The sequence below is a fragment of the Shewanella submarina genome (assembly GCF_042646185.1).
GTDB classification, from domain to species: Bacteria; Pseudomonadota; Gammaproteobacteria; order Enterobacterales; family Shewanellaceae; genus Shewanella; species Shewanella corallii.
In genome coordinates, this window is record NZ_JBHRTD010000006.1 from 77,061 (window position 1) to 99,470 (window position 22,410).

The 22,410-nt window shown below is 46.4% G+C and carries 23 protein-coding genes; 1 reads left to right on the forward strand and 22 read right to left on the reverse strand.

The window, feature by feature from the left end; all coding sequences use genetic code 11:
- Nucleotides 1–13: 13 nt before the first annotated feature.
- Both ACFOE0_RS03330 and ACFOE0_RS03335 read right to left on the reverse strand, forming a co-directional pair.
- Nucleotides 14–913: a DUF350 domain-containing protein gene (locus ACFOE0_RS03330; RefSeq protein WP_248935465.1), complete on the reverse strand. Its 900-nt coding sequence runs from the start codon at nucleotides 911–913 to the stop codon at nucleotides 14–16.
- Between the two features lie 14 nt (nucleotides 914–927).
- Nucleotides 928–1,884 carry a hypothetical protein gene (locus ACFOE0_RS03335; RefSeq protein WP_248935464.1) on the reverse strand — a complete coding sequence of 319 codons (957 nt, stop codon included), beginning with the start codon at nucleotides 1,882–1,884 and terminating at the stop codon, nucleotides 928–930.
- A 218-nt stretch (nucleotides 1,885–2,102) separates the two neighbouring features.
- Between ACFOE0_RS03335 and glnE the strand changes: the two genes are divergently transcribed.
- Entirely contained in the window at nucleotides 2,103–4,985 is a 2,883-nt protein-coding gene (glnE, locus tag ACFOE0_RS03340) for a bifunctional [glutamate--ammonia ligase]-adenylyl-L-tyrosine phosphorylase/[glutamate--ammonia-ligase] adenylyltransferase (protein WP_248935463.1), read from the forward strand.
- Nucleotides 4,986–5,077: 92 nt separating this feature from the next.
- Here glnE and ACFOE0_RS03345 read toward each other — a convergent pair whose 3' ends face one another.
- The 20 genes from ACFOE0_RS03345 to ACFOE0_RS03440 all read right to left on the reverse strand — a co-directional run bounded on the left by ACFOE0_RS03345 (nucleotide 5,078) and on the right by ACFOE0_RS03440 (nucleotide 22,389).
- A complete protein-coding gene (locus ACFOE0_RS03345; RefSeq protein WP_248935462.1) occupies nucleotides 5,078–6,478 on the reverse strand; it encodes an OmpA family protein in 1,401 nt (466 codons plus the stop codon).
- 82 nt (nucleotides 6,479–6,560) lie between these two features.
- On the reverse strand, nucleotides 6,561–8,030 hold the full coding sequence (locus ACFOE0_RS03350) for a hypothetical protein (RefSeq protein ID WP_248935461.1): 1,470 nt from the start codon (nucleotides 8,028–8,030) through the stop codon (nucleotides 6,561–6,563).
- A 39-nt stretch (nucleotides 8,031–8,069) separates the two neighbouring features.
- Complete coding sequence (locus ACFOE0_RS03355; RefSeq protein WP_248935460.1) at nucleotides 8,070–8,846, reverse strand: hypothetical protein; 777 nt, start codon at nucleotides 8,844–8,846, stop codon at nucleotides 8,070–8,072.
- A 285-nt stretch (nucleotides 8,847–9,131) separates the two neighbouring features.
- Nucleotides 9,132–9,665, reverse strand: a complete 534-nt coding sequence (locus tag ACFOE0_RS03360; RefSeq protein ID WP_248935459.1) for a hypothetical protein — start codon at nucleotides 9,663–9,665, stop codon at nucleotides 9,132–9,134.
- Nucleotides 9,607–10,029, reverse strand: coding sequence for a hypothetical protein (locus ACFOE0_RS03365; protein WP_248935458.1), 423 nt, complete (start codon nucleotides 10,027–10,029; stop codon nucleotides 9,607–9,609). Before ACFOE0_RS03365 ends, ACFOE0_RS03360 begins: the two co-directional genes overlap by 59 nt.
- Nucleotides 10,030–10,060: 31 nt before the next feature.
- Nucleotides 10,061–10,477, reverse strand: coding sequence for a hypothetical protein (locus tag ACFOE0_RS03370; RefSeq protein WP_248935457.1), 417 nt, complete (start codon nucleotides 10,475–10,477; stop codon nucleotides 10,061–10,063).
- A gap of 87 nt (nucleotides 10,478–10,564) precedes the next feature.
- Nucleotides 10,565–11,119, reverse strand: a complete 555-nt coding sequence (locus ACFOE0_RS03375; protein ID WP_248935456.1) for a hypothetical protein — start codon at nucleotides 11,117–11,119, stop codon at nucleotides 10,565–10,567.
- A 12-nt stretch (nucleotides 11,120–11,131) separates the two neighbouring features.
- A complete protein-coding gene (locus tag ACFOE0_RS03380) occupies nucleotides 11,132–11,863 on the reverse strand; it encodes a TadE/TadG family type IV pilus assembly protein (RefSeq protein ID WP_248935455.1) in 732 nt (243 codons plus the stop codon).
- The gene (locus tag ACFOE0_RS03385) at nucleotides 11,841–12,293 is read right to left on the reverse strand and encodes a tetratricopeptide repeat protein (protein ID WP_248935454.1); all 453 of its coding nucleotides are present in this window, start codon (nucleotides 12,291–12,293) and stop codon (nucleotides 11,841–11,843) included. The genes ACFOE0_RS03380 and ACFOE0_RS03385 overlap by 23 nt, the downstream gene beginning before the upstream one ends.
- On the reverse strand, nucleotides 12,290–12,640 hold the full coding sequence (locus ACFOE0_RS03390) for a DUF192 domain-containing protein (protein WP_248935453.1): 351 nt from the start codon (nucleotides 12,638–12,640) through the stop codon (nucleotides 12,290–12,292). The genes ACFOE0_RS03385 and ACFOE0_RS03390 overlap by 4 nt, the downstream gene beginning before the upstream one ends.
- A 3-nt stretch (nucleotides 12,641–12,643) precedes the next feature.
- The gene (locus ACFOE0_RS03395; RefSeq protein ID WP_248935452.1) at nucleotides 12,644–13,516 is read right to left on the reverse strand and encodes a type II secretion system F family protein; all 873 of its coding nucleotides are present in this window, start codon (nucleotides 13,514–13,516) and stop codon (nucleotides 12,644–12,646) included.
- Between the two features lie 5 nt (nucleotides 13,517–13,521).
- Nucleotides 13,522–14,376: a type II secretion system F family protein gene (locus ACFOE0_RS03400; RefSeq protein ID WP_248935451.1), complete on the reverse strand. Its 855-nt coding sequence runs from the start codon at nucleotides 14,374–14,376 to the stop codon at nucleotides 13,522–13,524.
- The gene (locus tag ACFOE0_RS03405) at nucleotides 14,373–16,061 is read right to left on the reverse strand and encodes an ATPase, T2SS/T4P/T4SS family (RefSeq protein ID WP_248935450.1); all 1,689 of its coding nucleotides are present in this window, start codon (nucleotides 16,059–16,061) and stop codon (nucleotides 14,373–14,375) included. Before ACFOE0_RS03405 ends, ACFOE0_RS03400 begins: the two co-directional genes overlap by 4 nt.
- 7 nt (nucleotides 16,062–16,068) lie before the next feature.
- Nucleotides 16,069–17,367, reverse strand: coding sequence for a type II and III secretion system protein family protein (locus ACFOE0_RS03410; protein ID WP_248935449.1), 1,299 nt, complete (start codon nucleotides 17,365–17,367; stop codon nucleotides 16,069–16,071).
- A gap of 9 nt (nucleotides 17,368–17,376) precedes the next feature.
- Nucleotides 17,377–18,324 (reverse strand): Flp pilus assembly protein CpaB, encoded by a 948-nt coding sequence (gene cpaB, locus ACFOE0_RS03415; protein WP_248935448.1) that lies wholly within the window; start codon nucleotides 18,322–18,324, stop codon nucleotides 17,377–17,379.
- A gap of 14 nt (nucleotides 18,325–18,338) precedes the next feature.
- On the reverse strand, nucleotides 18,339–18,626 hold the full coding sequence (locus ACFOE0_RS03420; protein ID WP_248935447.1) for a hypothetical protein: 288 nt from the start codon (nucleotides 18,624–18,626) through the stop codon (nucleotides 18,339–18,341).
- Nucleotides 18,623–19,288, reverse strand: a complete 666-nt coding sequence (locus ACFOE0_RS03425) for a hypothetical protein (RefSeq protein ID WP_248935446.1) — start codon at nucleotides 19,286–19,288, stop codon at nucleotides 18,623–18,625. Before ACFOE0_RS03425 ends, ACFOE0_RS03420 begins: the two co-directional genes overlap by 4 nt.
- Complete coding sequence (locus tag ACFOE0_RS03430) at nucleotides 19,288–20,190, reverse strand: hypothetical protein (protein WP_248935445.1); 903 nt, start codon at nucleotides 20,188–20,190, stop codon at nucleotides 19,288–19,290. Before ACFOE0_RS03430 ends, ACFOE0_RS03425 begins: the two co-directional genes overlap by 1 nt.
- The gene (locus tag ACFOE0_RS03435) at nucleotides 20,187–21,884 is read right to left on the reverse strand and encodes a Tad domain-containing protein (RefSeq protein ID WP_248935444.1); all 1,698 of its coding nucleotides are present in this window, start codon (nucleotides 21,882–21,884) and stop codon (nucleotides 20,187–20,189) included. Before ACFOE0_RS03435 ends, ACFOE0_RS03430 begins: the two co-directional genes overlap by 4 nt.
- Entirely contained in the window at nucleotides 21,829–22,389 is a 561-nt protein-coding gene (locus ACFOE0_RS03440; protein WP_248935443.1) for a hypothetical protein, read from the reverse strand. Before ACFOE0_RS03440 ends, ACFOE0_RS03435 begins: the two co-directional genes overlap by 56 nt.
- Nucleotides 22,390–22,410: the final 21 nt, after the last annotated feature.

A 22,410-nucleotide genomic window follows, 5' to 3' on the forward strand; every position in this document is an offset into this window, starting at 1 on the left:
TCCTGTTGCGACCTCAAGCCATCAGCGCGGCTAACAAGAGAGCAATCGCAATGCTGATGGCCATTTCCACCGCAGCCACACCAATATTGTGTTGCTGTTCGACCTCTTCAGCCATATTAATACGAGCCAGTACCAGGCGCTTAACCAGTGCCAGCAGCAGTGACAGCAATACCAGCATGATAATGGAGAACCACAGCCAGCTGAGCACGTTGCCAACATAAGCCGTCGGCAGGTAGATCATAAAGTGGCTGGCAGCATTGAAAGCGATACCCATAGCAATCAGGTAACCGGCATGACGTATAGCCAGTGCTGTGTGTCCCTGCTCCAGGGCTTTTTGCATTGGCATATCCTGATTACGGCTGGCGTAGCGGCTTTCGCGCCAGCGGGTCAGTAGCACCAGCATCAGTTGAGACACCATAAAGGCGCTGAAGATGGCAATAAAGGTATCCAGGGTCAGGTCTTCTGCCCAGATCAACACAGCGCGAATGATGGTAGCCGTTGCTATGGCAGCACCGGCATCGACAATGGCAACGGCGACGTTCCCTTTGATAATCTGCTCATTTTTATTGAGGTTGTGCAGCGCCAGTTTGTCGTGCAAAAAACGCCCGAGCTTAATCAGAATCAAGCCGAAAATACCGTAGGCACTCATGCCTATGGCTTCCATGGTGTAGGAGGACGCGGCTTCTCCTGTAATAGCCCCTGTCAGCACTATCCCTAATGCCAATACCGCTCCGGCAGTACTGATACCAAAGGCAAAGTTATCCCTTTGTGCCAGCTCTTCCCCTGAGTTGACTTTAACTGTCCAGCCCTGCAGATAACGCATGGCAGTGAGCAGGATAACGGCAATGGTCAGGTCGATGGCCAGTATGATTGCCAGCTCGGTTGAAATACCTATTTCCTGTAAAAATGTCATCTTACGTGTCCTTGTTATTTACCGCGGCTGACGCTGCGGGAAGTGCGACCTGAGGAGTTTCTGTGGCTGCTGCTCTTGGCATAGTTGGATCTGAACTTGCGCTGAGAGGCCTTGGGTGCCGATGAAGGAGAGGGAGCCTGAGCACTTTGACGTGACAAGCCGGAGGCACCACTTCTGGTTTTGGCATAGGGACTGGAGAACGGCTTGCCCTGATTTTTGTACCGCTTTTGTTGATCCCGAAATACAGATTCCTGGCGTTTAATCTGCTTGGGTGAGGAGTAGCGGTAACGACCGATATCGTTGTAGTAACTGTAGCCACGTTTGCGGGACCAGTCGCCGTAGTAAACTCTTCGATCAAACAGATCGGAAAACAGCGAGTACATGCCATACCAGGCCCAGAACGACATACCACTGCTGTTGGTCTGCCACTGACCATAGGCGGGGTTGCCAACCAACTGGCTACCGGCGCCAAAGTCCTCAGCGCCATTGGCCAGAGTCTGGGCTTCCCGGCTCATGGCATTGACCCGTGCCAGGGTTCCGCCGGACATATCAGCCAGCACATTAAGCGGGTCTGACAGCATGTCGTTAAAGAGTGCGGGGTCAGTTGCCTGATAAAGATTCTCTAGTTCAGCCAGTTGCTCATCCTGATTCAGATAATTGGCCGGATTCAGGCTGTCCTGATAGCGCCTCTTCAGGGATTGGTACATGGGGCCTTCGGTCGTAGCGTCTTTGGCTATCTCTTCGGCCAACATGGCATATTGAGGCTGCTCTTGCCCCAGAAGCTGTCCATACTGTTTCAGTAGGGATGCATTGCGAACCTGGCCGTCATTCATTTGCGTGCTCAGGGTTGCCAGTCTTTGTTTGACCAGCGACTGATAAGTATCTATGTCGTCTTCTATGCCACCGCCACAGGCTGTAAGCAGCATAAGTAACAACAGACTCACCAGTGTACGACTCAAGATACCTGCCATGGTCTCTCCATTGTCAGACGGTAACCCCATGTTATACAGAGCATAACCAGACAGAGTTTCCGTTTTGTTTCCACTTTGGTGTATCTTCACCAAATTCAGTTTTGGCGTGTCTCCGCTATGGTTGAGGAGTACAGTTAAGCCATGCTTGGTGAAGTATCCACCACCTATATCATTCTCGACATAATATGTCGATGGCTAATTTGTGTTCAGGGTAAAATATGGCAATTGAGCGACAGGGTGCAACCGAACTTCCACAGGTGCTGCAAATCGAAGCAGACAGATATTCAGGATTGCTGTCCCAGACCAGTGATGATCCCTGGCAGGGGCTGTCGCAGGTCCAGAGTCAGCAGGTCAAAAGCATACTTGGCCTGAGTGACTATGTTGCCGGGCAGATTTGCCGCCATCCACAATGGCTGACTCATATTACCGCTCCAGAAACGGCCGACGAGTCGAGCCACTATTTGAGTGAACTGGCGGCCTTGTTGGCACAGATCTCCGATGAGAATGCTGCCAAAAAGTGTGTGCGGGATTTTCGCAACCGCTGGCTGGTGACCCTGGCCTATAGGGATTTCTTGAGCCTGACTGCGCTGGAAACTTCGCTGCAGGACATTTCTGCACTGGCTGAGGCACTGATTATTGCGTCCCGTGACTGGGTTTTCCGTCAGTTGACAGCTCAGTACGGCACTCCCTGTGATACCGAAGGCAATCCACAACATCTGCTTATTCTGGGGATGGGTAAGCTGGGGGGCAGAGAGCTTAACTTCTCGTCGGATATTGACCTTATTTTTGTTTTCCCTGAACACGGTGAAACGCGACATCTGGAAGGGACTGGTGGCCGAAGGACGCTGGACAACCAGCAGTTTTTTACCCGAATGGGGCAAAAGCTGGTGAACCTGCTGGATCAGGTCACCATGGATGGCTTTGTATTTCGGGTGGATATGCGTCTTCGCCCCTATGGTGATAGTGGTCCGCTGGTGGTCAGCAGTCATGCCTTTGAAGATTATTATCAGGAACAGGGGCGCGACTGGGAACGATATGCCATGGTCAAGGCCCGTGTATTGGGCCCTTCAACGCCGGAAGCGGTTGCATTGCAGGAAATGTTGCGGCCGTTTGTGTACCGCAGGTATATCGACTTCTCGGCCATTGAGGCTTTGCGCAAAATGAAGCAGATGATCAGTCGCGAAGTGCGTCGCCGCCAGCTCAGTGACAATATCAAGTTGGGGCCGGGCGGTATTCGCGAAGTCGAATTTGTGGTGCAAAGTTTTCAGCTTATTCGTGGTGGCCGTGAACCCAGCCTTCGAACCCAAAGCATCTATGGAGCATTGGATACCTTAAAGGCATTGGGACAACTCGATGCCAAGGCTATTGATGAGTTGAAGTCAGGTTACTCACTGCTCCGTCGGGTGGAGAATCTCCTGCAGGCCATTGATGACAAGCAAACCCAGACCTTGCCGGGTGATGACGGTTGTGGCGTGAGGGACTGGCAACGCCTGTGTCTGGCCATGGGAGAGGAGAGTCCTGAGTCGCTGCGCAGCCGAATCGACAATGCGATGGCTGATATCCATCGTCACTTTAAGGACACCGTTGGCGGTGATGAAGAGGAGTCCGAAAAAGAGCACTGGACGGCGACACTCTGGCACGAGTATGAAGACGATGAAGCCAGGACTATGCTCAGCAGTCATGGCATCAATGATGAGAAGCTTTGGCCTGTATTGAGTCAGTGGCGGGAGAACACCAGTCGCAAATCCATAGGCCCAAGGGGCAGAGATACCCTGGACAGGCTTATGCCAAAGTTGCTGGAGGATCTGTTTGCCCATAAGGCGCCCTGCGAGGCATTTGCACCTGTGTCCCGGGTATTGGATCAAATCCTGACCCGAACTACTTATCTTGAGCTTTTGTGTGAGAACCCGGGTGCAAGACAGCAGCTTATCAGCCTGTGTTGCATCAGTCCCTGGATTGCCACTCAGTTGGCGCGCTTCCCCATGTTGCTCGATGAGCTTATCGATCCTGTTCAGCTGTATGACACTACTTCACTGGATGATTACCCTTCAGAACTCAGGCTGGCCCTGCTGCGGGTTCCCGAAGATGATATGGAGCAGCAGATGGAGGCGTTGCGGCAGTTCAAATTATCGCAACAGCTCAAAATCGCCGCCGCCGATGTCACAGGTATTTTGCCGATTATGCAGGTCAGTGATCATTTGACCTATTTGGCTCAAGCCATTATTGAGCAGGTGGTGCAGCAGGCCTGGCAACAGGTAGCTGCCCGTCACGGGGTACCCGCGCATCTGACCGAAGGCGAGATGGGTTTTGCTGTAGTGGGTTACGGCAAACTCGGCGGCATAGAGCTGGGATACGGCTCTGACCTTGATCTGGTGTTCCTGCACAATGCTCCTGCCGGCGTACAAACCAATGGTGATCGGCAGATCGATGCCAGCCATTTCTATCTGAAGCTGGCACAGCGTATATTGCACCTGTTCTCAACGCGGACGGTATCGGGTGAACTCTACGAAGTTGATATGCGCCTGCGACCTTCGGGCTCCTCCGGTCTGTTGGTGAGCGAGATTGAGAACTTTGGTGAGTATCAGGCCAACGAAGCCTGGACATGGGAACATCAGGCTCTGGTGCGCTCCCGTCTGGTTTATGGTGGTCAGCAATTGGCAGAGCGGTTCAGGGATATACGTCATGCCGTATTGTCTCAGGCCAGAGATGCTGACGAGCTGGCAAAAGCGGTTCGGGATATGCGCAGTAAGATGCGTGAGCATTTACTCAAGGTGAAGGAGGGTGAGTTTGACCTCAAGCAAAGCTCAGGAGGGATAGCCGACATCGAGTTTATTGCTCAGTATCTGGTGCTGGCAAACAGTCATGCCAACGGCGGGTTAACAGCATGGTCTGACAATGTGCGGATATTTGAGGATCTGGCAGAGTTGGAAATATTGCCTGCTGAGGAAGCTGAGGGGCTTATTCACGTCTATTGCCTGCTCAGGGATGAAAGCCACAGGCTGACCTTGCAGGGGCTGGCGGGAGAGTTGCCCAAAGCTCAGGTTGAGGAGCAGGCTGAGCTGGTGGAAAAGATCTATTCCAAAGTCCTTGGGCAGCCTTAGCCAACTTAATTCCAAACTTAATAGAAAACTGGCACCTCACTGAAATTCAGGGGTGCCACTTTTTTTTGGTTAGTAGCTAACTGGAGCGAGAGCTACTTCTTATCAGATCTCAATACCAGCTCTACTCTGCGATTTTGCTTCTTACCTTCATCAGTCATGTTGTTGGCGACAGGGGAATACTCACCTACGCCAGCAGCAGTAAGTTGCGATGCTGGAATGCCATGGTTTTTGGTGAGCTCAGTAATCACCGCCTGAGCGCGCTTTTCTGACAGCTGCTGGTTGTAGACCTGTTTTCCCTGATCATCTGTATGGCCAACCACGTAAAACTTTTGCTTTGGGTGCTGCTTAAGGTAAGTTGCCACAGTCGAGACCACTTCAGCGGCCTCCGGCAGCATCACATCTTTATCGAACTCAAACAGTAAGCCGTCCAACGCCACATGGCCCGTTTGCGCCATTTTGTCGGTCAGGCCTTCAAGATCTATCACCAGACGGTCATCTTTGAGAGTTGATTCTTCAATGATACGCAAGTTGGCCCACAAACCACCCGAGAATCCAAGGATGTAGGTCATGGCATACACATTTTCTTCCTGCCTGCTCAATTTGTACAAACCATAAAACTGATTATCGTCATTACCATAGGTGACAATTGGTTTGATTGCGTAGTTGATATCTGTGTCGCTGCCACAGCCTGTTTCCCCCTGGCATTCAAACAGTGGTAAAAAGCCCAGTTTCTTTAATGCGCTTTGGTAGTTGGCATTGACCTCGTATTCGGAGTAACTGCGGGGAAGTTCATAGCCGATATCAGTGATGCGACCTTCCAGGTTCCGGATTTGGATTTTTCCATCAGAGTAGTTGCTCATCACTTTAGTCTGGCCGAAATCAAACTGCTGATAATCCCTGATATAAGCGCCTGGCAGTCGGGCAATCATGGGATGATCCTGGCTACCATCCATATCTTTATGGCTTTTATCCTCGACTTCGATCGCCTGTATGCCCTTGTCAAAATAATCACTTTTGACAGCCAGTAAATCCAGTGGTTCTGGTATTACCTCAATAACATCCAGTTGTATCCCGACTCCAGCAGCCCATTTAGCCGTGTATATAGACGTATAGGTTTGCTTATTTTCGGTACTGAACTTAGCGGTCAGAATATGTGGACTTGATTGCGCTGAAGTGTAGGAGGGGGAAATAAACCGATGAACTTTGTACTCATCGCCACAAGCATCATTGCGGCATTCAAATAGAATCTCACCGCCCATCTCCTGCACACGTGCTTTGTAATTATCCAGTACATGGAAGGGTTCATAGTTGATGGGGAGTTCATATCCTGTTCTAAATAATCTTCCGCCTATTTGCTGGCTGATAAACTCATCATCTCCTTTCACCTCAGTCAATAGTGGGTAAAGTGCAAAATGTCTTTGGGTTGGGCGATAGACTTCGGCCTCGGGCAGAGCGGAAAAAGGCCCGGTGTTGGTGGCTTCGTCAGCTGCCATGAGCGGCTGACTTCCTGCAGATATCAAAGCAAACAGGTATAAGCTGGCACATCTATTCATGGTTAATCCTTTTGGGTGTATATCAATTGACACAGCTGGCGATAATGCCAATACGCTTCTCACCGGCATCCAGTTGCCTCAGGTATTCGTTCAGCTCCCCGGCACTTGGTCTACCCAATAAAAAAGCGACTTCAGGTGCCTTTGCCAGCTTGTCGAGGGAACTGCAGTCGGGAATTTTCTCCATCATAATGCTGTCTGTGCCAGCCGAAGCCAGGGCAATCCAGTCCTGGGAGTGTACTTTGGAAAACTGCATAACCGCCTTAATACCAGACAGGTCGCCAAAGCGCGGGATGTCGGCCTGAACCAACATCAGGTTAGAAAGTTCTGGCAGGTTAGCCAGTGGCGTTAATGGCCCAAGTGTGCCGCCGCTGAGGGCCACCATAGTCAGATTCGGCATCTCACTCAGCGCCTCAAGGGAGACAAACTCACCTGCCGGGAGCTCGCAGCTGATCACTTCCAGTTGATGGGTGAATTTGGCCATTTGCTGTTTGGCGGAAGCGTCTATGCAGGTCTTCAACGAGTCCGTCACGCCGGAAAAACCGGCAATGGGTTTGCTCGCAAGCCTTTCTATTTTGATATCCAGAGTGGCGATATAGTCCTGAGTTTCGACTGTGCCGGTTATGCTGGCGCTGTAGTAACCATTTGCCCCCACTGACGGCGGCAGAACCAGCATCAGGTCATCGTCTATAGAGAGCCCGTTGGAAAAACGCAATTGGGTAAGCTGGTCGCGGTTTTCAGCGTATACCATACTCAGGTCATTGAAAGAGGGGATCTGGTCGGGATAGAAGCTGACCTGTTCAACGATATGTTCATTGGGCTTTATCCAGTTATCGTCTTCCGGTTGCGGGTACTCTGGGGCTTGTTGTGGCAGAGTATTGGCATCCAGCTCACCGTTGGCCACGGCATTACCCAGCAATGCTTCCAGCTCCTGCATTCCCTCGACCAGAGCTGGCAAACCATCCTGCATCACACATAGCTGAGCAGCCTCAAACATATTGGGCACACTGGCCACTAACACCTGATACTTGTTCAGCTCCATAAAAGCGGCGTAGGCCTCCATTTCGTCTTGCGTTGCGGCGAGGGGAGCTATGTTATTGGCGGCAAGATCCAACTCCTCGACCTGCTCCAGCATTTTTCGGGTTTGGGGTTGTCGGGCGCAGCTGGAGTTTGGGTCGACATTGTTTAAAAATTTGCGGTACTCGACGATATACTTTTTCCCCAGTGACACATTGCTTCGGGCCAGAGATTCCAGCGTGCCTGTATTTCCAGATTTCAGGGCGACTCTGGCGCTCTCGCTGGCAGCCATAAGATCGGCCATTTCCTGAATCAACTCTGAATATTTTTGCCCATTTTCTCTGCCTTCTTCGAGAATATCGGCAGTGGCCTGCTGAAAAGCCTCCAGTGCCACATCTGTGTCAGTGGCGTGGGCAGGAGCACTATTGATAACCAATGCAACAAATAACAAAAGTGAGCAGGCGAATGGTATTTTCATCGTTGTGATTACTCCAGTATCTGTTTGTCTGGGGGCGTTTCAGTCAAATGGAAACTGACCATTTTGGTAAAGCTCATACACACCAGAGCCAATAATCCATGCCAGTACCGCCAGAAAAATCAGTGCGCCAATTTGAAATCCATGTCGCCAGGGATCCGGGACTTGTTTGAGATGGATTTGGTAGCCCTGTTTGAACAGCGACACCATTAAAGGAGCACAGTTTACTGTGCTATTGCTCAGGGTAATGTGTCGTCCGTCATTCAGCATGATGTTGAACGCACTGATAGAGGCGGTGCGTGTTGAGATTTTTGCGGTGTCATAAAAACGCCGGTACCAATGCCATATTAACTCTATATTGTTGATCTCTGATTTGTGCAGGACTTGTCTGCTACCTTGCCATGTGTGTGGCGGGAAATAGTGAACTGGCAAACTGATGGCCTCGGGAGTGACCTCGATATGCCCAGACGCGCCGGTGGGATTATAAAAGGTCTGATTGGACATCTTGCGAACCAACAGACTGGTGATCGTGCCAAGCCCAAACAGGATTGCTGCTGCCACCAGATTACTACCTGATACCAGAACTACAGTTCCGATGACAAGGCTGAGCAACAGAGGCGTCCAGACTTTAACTCTGTTGACTGGCGGGATGGGCTGCCACCAGGTAGAGGTTGGAAAGCTGGTCTTGAATTCAGGGGCAGAAAAGCGGCCGCTCAAGCGGTCGAGCAGTTCCTCTCTCAACAACTCCTTTCTGTTATGTTCGACTTGTGACTCTGTCTCAACATTAATGCCCATAATTGACCCTTTACCGCGGAACATCTCCTTTGCTCCAGTCTGACATTGCCATTGAAAGTGCCACCACTGAATAGGTCAAAGGTAGGTGTTGTGGGTAGGTGACGTAATCCTAAAGGAGTGTTTAGCTGTAACGGTTAGGTCTGCTCCTGCGGTAGCCCGGTCATTTCGATAACTGCTGTGCAATTTCCTCCATTTGCGCCGTAGAGCCAGAAGTTATATCCAGCTGCATTAGTTTGCTATGGACTTCCCGGTAACACTTTTTGTCGCCCAATGATGGTGGGGGCGTCGGGTTGGGGATGTCCTGCAAATCTACCTCAGTTCTCGCATATACCATTGATTGTTAATCAGCAAGAATTTACAAATGGTGGACTTACCTTTTCGGGGTGCTGAAAAATTGATGTCTAAAACTCTGGCATCCGTTGCCCCTAAAAATTCTGCTTCCCTGGGATGAGGAGATTCCTTATGGATAGCTTCCAATGTTACGGTTACATCCCCATCCTGATAAAGAGCCAGATAGTTGCTATGGCTTTTAGCCAGCACTTTCCTCAATGTACTTTCGCCATATAATTCAAGCCAGGGGTCAGGAAACTCTGCAATGTAGGCATCGAAGTCTTCACTCCTGTAGGTTTCAACCATCTTTATACAACGTTGAAACAGAACCTTGTCCTGTTCATTCTCGAATGCAAAATCCTGTTGCGCCACCGATGTAAGCGGAGCCATGCAAGTCAAAACCAGTCCAACCAATGCCGTGGGCTTCTTGTCTATCCGCAAGATTTTGGAAGTATCAGTTGAGGCGAATTTTCCAGTTACCATTTTCCATGCGGTCGAAAGTGCAGCCTGCATTTCCTCCTCCTTTCCCTTGTTTATATTTGTATTCATACCTTATGGTTACCCCTGCAACATCGGGGTTAGAAAGTTTATCGAGAGATTTGCTCACTTCACTGTATTGAGGTTTCTCGGTTTGTTTGTCAAAGCGGCGGATAAGACCTTGTAGCGCTTTATCAAACCCTGGCTTAGAGAAAAACTCGGGAGAGATAAAGGTCTTTATGGTTTCAATATCTTTTTGCTTCAATGCATCTCGATATATCTGACATTTCTCGATGAACAGAGGATCGCTGTTGTCCGTCGCACTGAAATCGAAATTGTTAAATTCTGACGCTACTGCCCCAAAGGAAATCGCCAGTAAGAGAATAAGATACTGCATCATATTTTTGTTCCTCGCTTTACCTATCAAGCAGTTAAGGAAGAGATGAAAGGAACCAGCCTTTATCTGTTTTAAGGAACTTACATGAAGTGTGTGAACGACGCTTTTCACTTTCAATCAGCAGTTTGACCCTGGCTTCATTGGTGGCGCCAAATTGCTCTTGCTTGGCTTTGCTGGGTGCTTTATAGCTTACCTGCTTAACCCCAATACTCTTTGGCGGATGGTTCCGTAACTTGTCGTGTGCCCTTTGCAACACTCTTGTGGCCTGTTTTTTTTGAGCCTTAGAAGGTGTTAATGGCATTTGCGCCAGAAACCAGTCGATATCATTTGCATTAATCTTATCGAAGGTATCCAGGCAGCGTTGGGTCAGTTGAGCGTCAGTTTGTGATTCTGCATGGCATGACACCATGAGTATCAGTACTAAACTCAGAAGCTTTGCGATGGAAGTCATTAGCTATAGTGTCTCCGGAGCAATCTGCAAACAATATTCATTGTAGGAGCATATTGCTTAACGCATACATTGTAGCCGATAGTCAGCCTATTCGGCCTCTTTGACGGCTGGCGTATCTGGCTGAGTGGCAATGAAATCCAATAGCATTCTGGGCTCGCTTTCAATATCGCTTATATGGACTAAAACGTAGTTAGCATTGGAATTGTCGAAGAGCCTGCTGGCAACTATAACTCGCTGGCTTTCTTCTGTGCCCGCAATATGGGGGGCGACCCATTTCTTCCAACCCGCGATGTCGCCACACTGGAGCGCCTTGCACTCAAACTGAATACTATAGCTATGACGAGCAAGCTGCGTCTTAATCATTTTTTCGACGTGATTGGGAGAGTCTTGCTTGGGGAAGTCGAAAACCTTTCTGTTCAATGCTCCTTCTAACCATAGTGAATCCACTGGATGGTATCCCGCGGTTCGGAGCTCACTATCCTCCTCTTGCAATACAATTTTACCGATTGGGAGAGAGTATTCAGCACTACGTTCACTATGGTTAAAAAAGACAGACGAGTCAGGCCATCTAATATCTTTTATCTCATGGGATTCAACTTGGGTTGAAAAAAAAGCTAGAGTGAATACTAGTATCGGCTTCATTATTTACATTCCTTATTTTAGATTGCCATCTGACACTATGTGAGATTGCATTCGAATTGTTGCTTGGGATACGATTGCTAATCTCGGATCTCCCAACCTTGCCATCTGGTTGCAAGCTAACTGCTCCGGTGATGTTTGGCCAAGAAAACCACTTGATAATGAGTCAACCAGTAATTCACGTAAGATAGGAACCTTTAGTTGATAACACCACAAGGTTTTTATCTTCAATATATTTGCGTCTTGAATGTTTAACTTTTTACCGTCGATAGTCTCTTGGTGGTTTGACCGCAAAAGTAGGTTGTCGTTTGGGATTACCCATCTCTGAATATCTCTTGAGTCATTCACTAAAGTCGTCTTTCTTTGCACTTTAAATTTATTGAAAATAGCTTTTGTGGGGCTGACGATAGTGACTGTTTTTGAAATTTTGTTCAGAGCGAACTCTTCAGCTTTGGTTAAGCCATAGGATTTCAGCATCTGAATACTATTAGCCTCACCCTGCATTCTTAGCGGAATCATGCCTTTAATTAATGCTTCGCGCATGGGTATTAGTTGAGCATTGTTTAGTGCTCCTGCCCTTGCTGTTTCAAATGTTGCTGTATTGAGAGTGGTTTTGGCTCTATAAATATACGCAAACTCAAAAATTCCAAAAAGCAATGCAAAAAAAATAGGCATTACAATAAGATATTCTGTTAACGACTGCCCTGATTGGAAGCCTTTTTGATTAAATACCTTTTGATACATCATTGAGTTTTTTCCTCAGCTTTTGGATCTTGGGTATTTGTTGTGAATCAGCCGCTAATGTTTGTTCTGCTTGACGAAGAATTTGGCGGCTTTGGTTAAGCTTGACTAATGCAAGGTTGTGCCATGCTCGACCATCCTGTTGATCGAGTGAGAGCACTGTCTGATAGCAATTGATAGCGGCAAGCAAACGTCCCTGGCGAGCGTATATGTTTCCGAGCTTAAACCAAGCTTCCTTAAAATCAGGGTTGCTTTCAGTTATTGAGAGATATAGGGTTTCTGCGTCGCTTAACCGTGCCTCACTATACGCAGCATTAGCTTCACTGAGTTTGTCAACTAATGGCCGAGAATCTGATGATGTGCTGGAGCAGGCCGTGATGGACATTGTCAGCAGGAGGCCAATCAAAAACTGTGTTAATGATAGGATGTTAGTCATATGCCTTCCTTGATGGTGAATTGTTGGCCAGGGGCGAGTTTTAACTTATTGGCTGCGCCACTTTTTAGTTCAAGTGTATGTTGGCTTTTGCCACAAAATGCGAAGCGGCCAGGCGGTAGCTGATTCACAATATGTAAAATTTTGAACTGAGCGTCGAGAAAGACGATATCCAGTGGTCGGCGCATCCCAAACATGTGAATGGCTTTACAATTAGGTAGCAAAAATCCTTCTTCTAAAGTCAACTCCTCATGCCCAATGAGTCCCCGAAGTCGCTGCCAGAACCCGCAGGGATAATAAAGGCGTGGAATGAACAATTTTGTCCCGGACATCAGCTGCATACTCTTCATTCATTACCCTTGAGAAAATAGCGCATATATCTGTGTCGCAATAGGAAAGAACAACACGATAAAAGTCGTAGGAAAGATAAACATAACTAAAGGCCCAACAAGCTTAACCGGCGCCTGCATGGCTAGCTTTTCAGCCCGCTGGAAGCGTTCGGTACGTCTTTGCTCCGACTGAATACGTAATGTCTCACCGACACTGGAACCAGACTTTTCTGCATGAGACAGAGAGGTAACCAAGCTTTTTATTTCTTTAATATTGAGCCTTTCGCTCATATTTCTAAGCGCATCGATTTTACCCACGCCAGCTTTTATATCCCGCAGTACTTTTTGGAACTCGATATTGAGGGGGCCTGGTGGCCCTTTCTCCACTGCTTGCATTAAAGCGCTGTTGAGGTTCATGCCTGCTTCTACTGCCATAGTAATGAAGTCCAAATAGACAGGGAGCATTTTTACGATCTGCTTCTCAATGTTTTTTTGCCTATCATTGAGGTTTACCTCTGGAAAAATGAAACCAAATAGTGCAAATGCTAACGGAACTATACCTGCTGGTTTATCTAACATTGCGAAGCACAGCCAAGAGGCAAGACCGAAACTGGCGGCTGAAATTAGCTTTAGTGCAAAAAATTGCTGTGGAGTAACTAGATATGTCAACCCAGCTCTACGTAGTTTGATTTTACTTTTTTCTATGTGCTCTACACTAAGGAGTTCGCCAAAATAATAGGCGAGAAACGTCACGAATGGCCAAACCAGCTTTAACAAGCGAGGTAGTGGATCCATATATTGGCGATCTGTATTTTTTACGTAGCTACGTATTTTTGCCAATGCCATGATGCTGATAAATATTGCTAACCCAATGGCAATAGAAATTATTAAAGTCATATCAGTCACACATCTATATTCACGATTTTTCGAATGAAAATGAATCCCACCAGCTCTAAGGTGACAACGATTGCGATAACCGCCCAGCCATACCATTCGGTCCATAGTAGAGACATCTGCTCAGGTTCCATTTGGTATAGGACCAATCCGAGTAATATGGGTAAGGCCGTCATAACGTAACCTTGAGCACGTCCTTGAGCTGTAAGCGCGTCAATCTTGCCTTCCATTTCAAGCTTACGTCTGAGGGTATCAGCCATTCTCTCCAAGGTTTCAGCCAGATTGCCGCCGATCTCCTTGGATATTTTCATTCCTGATATCACCAAGTTGAGATCCATAAGCGGAACTCGAGAGTACAAGTTGTCCAGAGCCTCCTCGAAGCTGATTCCCACTCTCACCTCACGTAAGAATAGATCGAACTCCTGCTTTATTGCCCCCGTTTGCTCTGTAATAACTGATTCCAACGCTTGATTGAGGCTGGCTCCCGAACGCATCGCCGTTGATGTACCCTGTAGCATGTCAGGAAGCTGTGATAGAAACTCCCGTTGGCGTCGGTTGCGCAGAATTTTAAAAATGATGGGAGGGGACATGGCGGAGGCGAAACCCGCAATTGTGGCAACAATGACATTGCCAACCACAATGAAAACAAATACAAAGGTCAAAACCATCAAGGCTATATTTAGCATGAAAAGTTTTTCTGGTTCGATAGTGAGGAATAGGTCTGAGAGCTTGATTTTGGCTTGCGCAGTAAATGTCTGGCGGTATGTAATTGCTGCCGACGCCAGAATTTTGGTCAGAAACCAAGCGAAGACGGCTGCTGCGATGGCGAAGCTTGCGGCAACCACTAACAGACTGGTGTTCATGAGTTGAAGTCCATAGTTTTGCCAGGAGTAAAAATCTCCATGTTGACAGAGATCCCCCTTTTAGAGAGGCTTTCGTAGAATTGAGGGACTATTCCTGTCGCAACAAATTGACCTTTTATTTTACCGTTTTCGGTATACCCGGTTTGTTGGAATTTAAATATCTCACCTAACTGAATTCTGTTTCCTTCAACTCCGGAAACCTCGCAAATACTGACTATTTTTCGAGTACCGCAGGCAAATCGAGTTTGTTGCACGATAAGATTAACTGCTGAGGATATTTGCTCCCGGATAGCAATAACAGGTAATTCCACTCCGGCCATCATGACCATTACCTCTAGCCTGGATATACAGTCTCTTGGGCTGTTAGCGTGAGCTGTACTCAGAGAACCATCATGACCGGTATTCATTGCCTGAAGCATATCCAGGGTTTCTCCTCCCCGGCATTCGCCGACGACAATTCTGTCAGGACGCATTCGAAGGCAATTTTTGACCAGTTCACGAATAGGGACTTCTCCTTTTCCTTCTTGATTGGGCGGGCGAGCTTCCAGTGAAATCAAGTTGGTTTGGTTAAGTTTGAGTTCGGCAGCATCCTCAACGGTAATCACTCGCTCATGGACAGGGATAAAGTTTGATAATACATTCAGCAGGGTGGTTTTTCCTGAACCTGTACCACCGGAAATAATGATATTTTGTTTGTGCTTAACCGCCATCTCCAGGAAATTGACCATATCATTATTAAGAGTGTCAAAATTGACGAGGTGCTTGGCTGTAAGCCTTTCTTTCATAAATTTACGAATTGTAATGCAGGGGCCTTTCAAAGCGATTGGGGGGATAACGGCATTGACTCGAGAGCCATCTTTGAGTCGGGCATCCACCGCAGGAGAACTTTCATCTATGCGTCTTCCCAGTGGCGTAACAATTCGTTCTATTGCGGCCAGTACTGATCTATCATCGGTAAAGGTCACATCAGATTTGGTAATTTGCCCGGCTTTTTCAAAAAAGATTTCATCTGCAGCATTTACCATAATCTCGCTGACATCCTCCATTGCCAACAATGACTCCAACGGCCCCAGTCCAACAGCCTCATTAAGTACCTGATCCGCCAACTCCTTTCGGTCAAGATCATCAGGAAAGCCTTCCATATCAGCGACAATGCCGTTAATCATCTGGTCGGTAAAGGTCCTGAGTTCTTCATCTGACATGGAGTTAACATTGATTCGCCTTAAATCCATCTGTTTCAGTAGTTCCTGATGGATTTTACCTCGCCATACCCGTACATGATCCTGGTCATGCTGGCTATCATCAACTTGCTTTACATCATGCTGGGTGTCAGATTCTTGTGGGGTGGGGGGATGTTGTGACGTCGCCGGCGCCTTGTTTGATTCAACTCTTGAATGATTCTTCACCAAGATCTGATAGGAGTGAACCTCAATCAGATCTTCATCAGATAATGGGCCATATTCTTTAATTGCATTCCCATTGACGCGAGTTCCGCTGCTGGTATTCAGGTCCTCAATGAAAATGCCGGGTTCGCGCATTTCAATTTTCAAGTGTTGCTTGTTTATTCTCCAGCCATGCAGTTGAATGAAGCAATGCTCATCCTTGCCAATAATGCATTCTTTCTGCTGGCAAAATTGTTCGGCTACCCTTGTACCTTTGTTGGTTTTAACGCTGATTTGAAACATAGTTACCTCAATCAATTAGTTGCTGATTAAGCGAGGTTTCGGCGCCGATATCTGACATATCATCCAGCGTCCTTTGTATCTCTTCAGGTAACTCGGTCAGAGGTTGTTGAATACTGGGGGTAACCAGGATTATCAATTCGCTACGGCCTTCCTGAAAGTTACGGGAGGTAAACAGCTCTCCTAAAACCGGAATATCTCCCAAGTAGGGGATCTTCTCATATGACTTACTGTCCTCTACCTTGACCAAGCCTGAGATTACAAGGGTTTCGCCTGACTTCATGTTGACAACTGATTCAGTATTTCTGGTCAATAAACCAGGGACCCCCTGAACGATGGTTGAGAAGTCGATAGAGCTCATTTCAGCTCTGACTGCAGAAATAATGTTGCCGTGTTCATCTATGTTGGGCTCAATATCAAGCTGAATACCGTATTCCTGCATTTGCACAACGGGTTGTCCAAATTCATTCAGTACTGCCAGAGGGTACGCACCACCAGAATGAAAGCTGGCGGGCTGTCCTGTTCTGGTGCTGAGTGAAGGCTCTGCAAGTATTCGCGCAGTACCGTCTTCCTTGAGCAAATTGATTATTGAGTTAATGCCAGTAGCAATGCCTGCGTAGCTGTATGACTTTGATGAGTTGACGGGTATAGACGTCCCAAACACTTCTAAAAGAGGGTTATCTTCGCTTCCGTAAACGAAATTAGTTGGTTTGAAGTTGTTTACCAAGGCTAATGATGGACCACTGATGGCATTGTCCCAGTTGATACCCAGTTGCATACCGTCGCTGCGATTAATCTCAAGCACTTTGACATCCATTTTAACCATGTCTTTCAATTCGAGTTGTTCTGCCCGGACAAAAGACATAATAGAAGGGAATTTCTGCAGGTTTTGTTGAAACATTTCTGCGTCTTCTGGTCGGATCTTTCCTTCCGCTAATACGATCCCTGCTTCATGACGAAATGTCACCTGGTCAAAACTGCGAAACACTGAACGTATTTGTCGCAGGACTCTACTGGCTTCAGCTGGCAAAATTGTAATGTTAAATGTGACTTTCTTTTCGCCTGTTTTCCACAAATGCAACTGCGTTTCCCCGGGAGCTTTGGGGATAAGTAATAATTCGCCATTGTCCAGTATGTTGGCTCCAAGTAATTGGTCTAAGCCAACAGCTAAACGTGTTACTTCTCCTACATGAATAGACTTAACTTCGCCAAGATACAGATTAATCTGCCTGTTTGCTGAAGCACTGGTGCTAAAAAGCAGCACAAGCAACAGGCTACACCCGAAAATAATTGGTTTTATGCAGTGCATATTTACTACCTATTTTGTCGCCGCCGAAGCTGTAACATTGTTGTACTTGATAACACTGACCCCGTGAGCTTCTTGTTGTTGGCCTAGGATAGTCACTGATAGTGGTTTAATTTCGCCATTTTCAATTCTTGAAGACGTATACAAACGATATCTCCCTGCGCTACTGGCTTGCTGGGTAAGAAGTTTATTATCAAGTACCGCATTGGTTACTCTTTTAGTATCCTCCCGATTGCGTAGCATAAAGGCGATATCACCAACATCTTTCGCCAACAGGAGTTTGGCCGCGTCTTTATATTTCACACCAACAGTGATATTAGCGTAGTCAAGAGAATTTCCTTCAATTCCCGGGGCTATAAATTCTTGTGTCGGAGACACTAATGACAAGTTGTCTACCGCCAAAATGCGTACATTTTGCAGCAAAGGTTGGATCTGAGTAATATCCTCCAAACTATCGCCGAGAGCTCCAGACTCATTTTTGACTTCAGTGACCAGCATAAGGTCAACGATATCCCCGGGAAGAGTCATTCCAGAGACTGAATTGATTTCATCTATCTCTATGGTTACAGCTCGTTCGCCTTCTTTGAGGAGATCTGAAAAGGTTTCTATACCCAGTCCGGATACATAATGAGAAAGCAGGGGCTCACCTGGAGACATATGGTGTTTGACTACTTGTCCTTCATAATAGCCAAACTCGTCAGGCAGAACGGCATAGGCTGAGGTGTGGGCGCTGGGAACCTCTGCCACCGCCATATTGTGACCGCCAAGTGTATCTCCCATAGCTACCGGTACCGCAGCAACCACAACACTTGTGGTTGCTACCCCATCATCATTTAATTGCTGTTTCAACTTAGCTTCTTGATTCTCCAAGTAGTTATTGGCCAGCCAAAACGCAAGTACTGCAATAACAATTGCGATGAGCAGCATAATCCAACTGCCTTTGGACTTTTCAAAAGACACTGGTATTGCCTCCTTTAATTATTGTTGGTTTGGGTAACAGAAACATAAGTCTGCAATTGCCCCGATTCGGAGGCATTTTGCCTGGTTGGAGATGAAACTTTCTGCTTATTTTTAGATACGGATATTTGGAAATGGCTCAGGGATTGAGCATACATGTAACCTGCATGTTCTTGCTTGACCGCATTAATTAATGTGCTGGCAACAGAAGGGTTGCCACCAATTGGCACAAAGAAAATAGTCGTTAGGACCACTATTCCTAAAATGTATTCAGTGATTCCAAATCCTCGTTGTTTACCTTTCAATTATCTATCCTCACTACTTGAATTCTGGTTTCTCCATCTTGGGATGCGATCATAATGTTCAGGGTGCTATTTTCTTTATTTAGCAATAGTCCTGCTATGGTGCCTGACTCCGTAGCAGGGGGTTGGATGACCCATCCATCACTAACAAGTTTTTTCTTATAAAACTTTAGGTTGCTACTAACGGAGTTGTTGTTGATTAACAGTAAAGATCTCGTTGACCTGCCACCATCGTCAGCTTTTATGTCGTTTGCCACTTTGGTGTTTTTAGGCATTGGAAAACCTTTACCAAGATTGGCAAGGTCTTGCTGTTTGAGTCCAGGTAAATTTGACAGAGCCAGCATCCCGGAAATTTGAAGTGGACTATCTTTCTTAAATTGTACTGTCAGCAGTAGTCCTTCATTAAGATGCGAATAAATTGTCCACTCTCCGAAATGAGAGGTTTTGATTTTGCCTTGCCATTTTCGGTGGTAAAATTCGTAAATTTCCTCTGAGGAACGATTGGTTTCAAACCCGGTTATTGACATATCAACACTATTAAACTGCATAGTGTCGGATATAACGTGTAACTTAAAAAATTTTGGTACTGGGAACGTAATTCTGTCAGTTGCATAAGCTGGCCATATTGATAGGCTGAGTGCGAATGCAATAATTATTGATTTCATTATCTGTGCCCCAGTTCTTTGAGCTTAGTTTTAAGCCTGCTGTTACAGTGTTGTGGAGTGCTGACCTTGCCATTACGACCAAATTTCCCTAGTCGCACACAGGGAACTGCATCTGGCTCCAATTTAGCTAAGTCTATCCAACCCAATTCTTTTGCCAGAGGCAATATGGATAAAATTCTCAAAAACTTTTCTAAACCTATTTGATCCATAGCAGCTGTGATCGGGACAAGGTATTTTAGTTCTTTTTTTACTCGGTCTGGTCCACCAATCATCCAGCCTTCGGCAAGTAGAGCATTAGTACGACTTGTAGTTATTGCGTTTTTTCCAAGCTCTGGAAACCAATCGTACATTCGCAGTTGCGTAGAGACTGTCGATTGATACAAGCCCTTTTGATTAAGTTCAAATCCGGGGGCCAGACTAAGTACTTTTCCTAATGCTGAGGATACCTTACCGAATCCGGATAAACCGTGTTCTTGAGTTTTGCTGCTATGAAAAAAATCGGAATCATTTTTAGCTTTTTTATAGATTTCAACACCACGACTGTCAGCAACATGATTGATTTGTAGAACTGGGTTAAGCTTCTCTTTAGTTGTTTTTTTGTTTTGTGCTAAGTATATTTTGGTATCGCGATGAGAAAATATTCTATTCCTCAACTCATACTTTATCTGAGTATCAGTTTTAACCGGGGTGCTTCTATCACGATTCTTGGGCTTTGTTTGATAGTAAGCCACTCTCTCCCAAGCTGCGTAACGTGCTGCTTGTTCTAATAATTGCTTACTTTCAATAAACTTGAATAGTAACGGCATCAACATCGCAAGTGGTATTAGTACGAAGCCGCAGATCACACTGAACTCTGCTAACACTCCACCGCGCTGGTATGTACTGTTATATGCAGGATTCATTTTATTACCCCCGCAGCAACTAATACCTGGACAATGTTGGTATCATTTTTTTTAAGACGAGTCTGCCAGAAAGGATTATAAAGATTAGCATACTCCTTTAACTTATCTCTTCTTCCCCACTTTATCATCCAAGGTTTAGAGCCCCGTCCCTTCAACTCATCAGGTCTTGAGAAGTAACTTTGTGCAGAAGCCACTGAATATAATTTGTCATCCGGGACTCCACCTTCTTCTTCAATTGTCAGTCTTGACGAACGCCTAATGGCATTATTTCTCGTATCTATTGTTTTTTGGGTGCTGAATTTTGACTCTCTTTTTGTTAGTAAAATTGAAAATTCAGGGCCATAATTCGTCTTTTCATTTTTACGAAGGTCTATGAAGTTCTGTAATCCAGAAACTCGACGTAGATTATTATAGATGTCACCACGAGACTCCCCTTGATGCCAAGTGGGGTACTTTACCCGTGGCGTTGACCTGTTGTTTTTCCAAGCATGTCCCCAACTTCCCAAATTTTGATTTTGGTTATAGTTAAGGAGATTCCATTGCCCATTAGCAAATACTTTTTGCTCTTTGCTTCTATTTGGGTGGTGTTCATAATCAAAGCGGTCTCTATTTAATTTTTTGTCCAGGGCATGAGCGGCTCCCCACCCTAAAGGCAAAAATTCGTTCTGTCGTTTTTTTCTACATCCACTCAATGATAATTTTTTATACCTCCACCAAAAACCATAAGAATCCAGAGACGTCCAACTCCATTGAAAGCCTCTTTTTTCTTTTGTTAGTGTAAAGTCAGTTCCGCCATGTTTTTGATCCCATATTCTGCTCCAGGTAATGTCGCAGCCACGTGGTATCCAAAAGCGACCGAATACCTTATAGCTTCTGTTTGCCGTCATTCTATCTCTGGAGTCATTGACCATATTGCTGAATTCGACATGTCTTTGAGCGGTATTTTTATCTCTTTTAATATGGCTTCTTTTATAGGTTTTACTACTATCATCGTAGGCAGAAATAAAGCGACTTATATTGTAAGCGGAAACTAGTGCACTCACTTCTGTATCAGAATCATTTTTCTTTTGGACATCGGTAAAAACAGATGCAGCCGCTCCAATAGTTACTCGATGATTTATCCTTTGTAAGGCTGATAACGCTTTAATAAGTTTGTCTTCAGCGAAGATGAAGCCGCTGCCAAGTGTCTTGATTGCATTTCGCAACTGAGTCGTTGCCCGGTGCACAATTTCGGTAAACTGTTCAATCAGTTTACCGATATAAGGAATCCACTGCACCCAATCCCCCAAGGTTTCCAGGTTTCCTGAAAACTCATGGAGCATATTACTCCAGGAAGACAGGGCAACGACCTGTCCTACTGCAACCTGATTAGCAATCATCCCGCGATTGGTTATTGCAATGACGTTCATATCGCGGGTAACCATGTTGGTGGTGCTGTACACCACATTATCAGCAGTGTTTTGTAAACGAATTCGTTCGGATGAGACCACTCCACCGTCATAGAGTGAGAACAGCGCCAATGCTACGCTGGCAAACAGTGCTAGAAACAACACACTGGTGTAGCCTTTCTGGTTAATCCCTATGATGCCTTTCGCTCGATGGCCTGAGCACATAGGTTTCCCATGGGTTAAACGTTGGCTAGATATCATAAAACAGCTCAGCAGGTTGTTTGATACACCAATCCCAGGCGGCATGCTCTATGATGGCTCCTTTCGATATAGGCCCTTCTTGGTAGGCACTCCAATGGGTAAATGCGATTTCTATTGTTTTTTTGTTTATTTCATCGTTAATGTTGTCTTCGTCTTGGGGGTACATGGATTGCAGTCGCTCAAGTATCTCTGCATCGGACAGCTTTACACCTTCGGGAGGATTATTGCGTTGGAAGTGAACGACCCCAGAAGCAACACCAGCATCCCAGGTCATCACTTGGCATCTGTCCCAACGAGTATCTTTGGCTATTCCTAAATATGTTTGATCTTGCGAGTAAGGGCTAAATGTGCCAGTCCAGGGATAAGTACTGTTGTCCCCAGTAGAGGTCGTCTCAGTAAGGCCTTGGATCGGTAGCAGCAAAGAGAATAGGATGGCTGCTGCAGTTGTCATCTTCATAGTCATTAATTGCGTACTGCTTAATTTATATTTATTCAGGTAAGAAGGGCGAATCTGGTTACTGACAAGCACAGTGAGTACTTTTACTGCCATGCTTGCCAGTCCCAACTGTTC

Coding starts and splice junctions, on each gene's coding strand:
- ACFOE0_RS03330 (WP_248935465.1), bottom strand. CDS start 913: ATGACATTTTTACAGGAAATAGGTATTTCAACCGAGCTGGCAATCATA.
- ACFOE0_RS03335 (WP_248935464.1), bottom strand. CDS start 1,884: ATGGCAGGTATCTTGAGTCGTACACTGGTGAGTCTGTTGTTACTTATG.
- glnE (WP_248935463.1), top strand. CDS start 2,103: ATGGCAATTGAGCGACAGGGTGCAACCGAACTTCCACAGGTGCTGCAA.
- ACFOE0_RS03345 (WP_248935462.1), bottom strand. CDS start 6,478: ATGGCAGCTGACGAAGCCACCAACACCGGGCCTTTTTCCGCTCTGCCC.
- ACFOE0_RS03350 (WP_248935461.1), bottom strand. CDS start 8,030: ATGAAAATACCATTCGCCTGCTCACTTTTGTTATTTGTTGCATTGGTT.
- ACFOE0_RS03355 (WP_248935460.1), bottom strand. CDS start 8,846: ATGTTCCGCGGTAAAGGGTCAATTATGGGCATTAATGTTGAGACAGAG.
- ACFOE0_RS03360 (WP_248935459.1), bottom strand. CDS start 9,665: ATGCAGGCTGCACTTTCGACCGCATGGAAAATGGTAACTGGAAAATTC.
- ACFOE0_RS03365 (WP_248935458.1), bottom strand. CDS start 10,029: ATGATGCAGTATCTTATTCTCTTACTGGCGATTTCCTTTGGGGCAGTA.
- ACFOE0_RS03370 (WP_248935457.1), bottom strand. CDS start 10,477: ATGACTTCCATCGCAAAGCTTCTGAGTTTAGTACTGATACTCATGGTG.
- ACFOE0_RS03375 (WP_248935456.1), bottom strand. CDS start 11,119: ATGAAGCCGATACTAGTATTCACTCTAGCTTTTTTTTCAACCCAAGTT.
- ACFOE0_RS03380 (WP_248935455.1), bottom strand. CDS start 11,863: ATGATGTATCAAAAGGTATTTAATCAAAAAGGCTTCCAATCAGGGCAG.
- ACFOE0_RS03385 (WP_248935454.1), bottom strand. CDS start 12,293: ATGACTAACATCCTATCATTAACACAGTTTTTGATTGGCCTCCTGCTG.
- ACFOE0_RS03390 (WP_248935453.1), bottom strand. CDS start 12,640: ATGAAGAGTATGCAGCTGATGTCCGGGACAAAATTGTTCATTCCACGC.
- ACFOE0_RS03395 (WP_248935452.1), bottom strand. CDS start 13,516: ATGACTTTAATAATTTCTATTGCCATTGGGTTAGCAATATTTATCAGC.
- ACFOE0_RS03400 (WP_248935451.1), bottom strand. CDS start 14,376: ATGAACACCAGTCTGTTAGTGGTTGCCGCAAGCTTCGCCATCGCAGCA.
- ACFOE0_RS03405 (WP_248935450.1), bottom strand. CDS start 16,061: ATGTTTCAAATCAGCGTTAAAACCAACAAAGGTACAAGGGTAGCCGAA.
- ACFOE0_RS03410 (WP_248935449.1), bottom strand. CDS start 17,367: ATGCACTGCATAAAACCAATTATTTTCGGGTGTAGCCTGTTGCTTGTG.
- ACFOE0_RS03425 (WP_248935446.1), bottom strand. CDS start 19,288: ATGAAATCAATAATTATTGCATTCGCACTCAGCCTATCAATATGGCCA.
- ACFOE0_RS03430 (WP_248935445.1), bottom strand. CDS start 20,190: ATGAATCCTGCATATAACAGTACATACCAGCGCGGTGGAGTGTTAGCA.
- ACFOE0_RS03435 (WP_248935444.1), bottom strand. CDS start 21,884: ATGCCGCCTGGGATTGGTGTATCAAACAACCTGCTGAGCTGTTTTATG.
- ACFOE0_RS03440 (WP_248935443.1), bottom strand. CDS start 22,389: ATGGCAGTAAAAGTACTCACTGTGCTTGTCAGTAACCAGATTCGCCCT.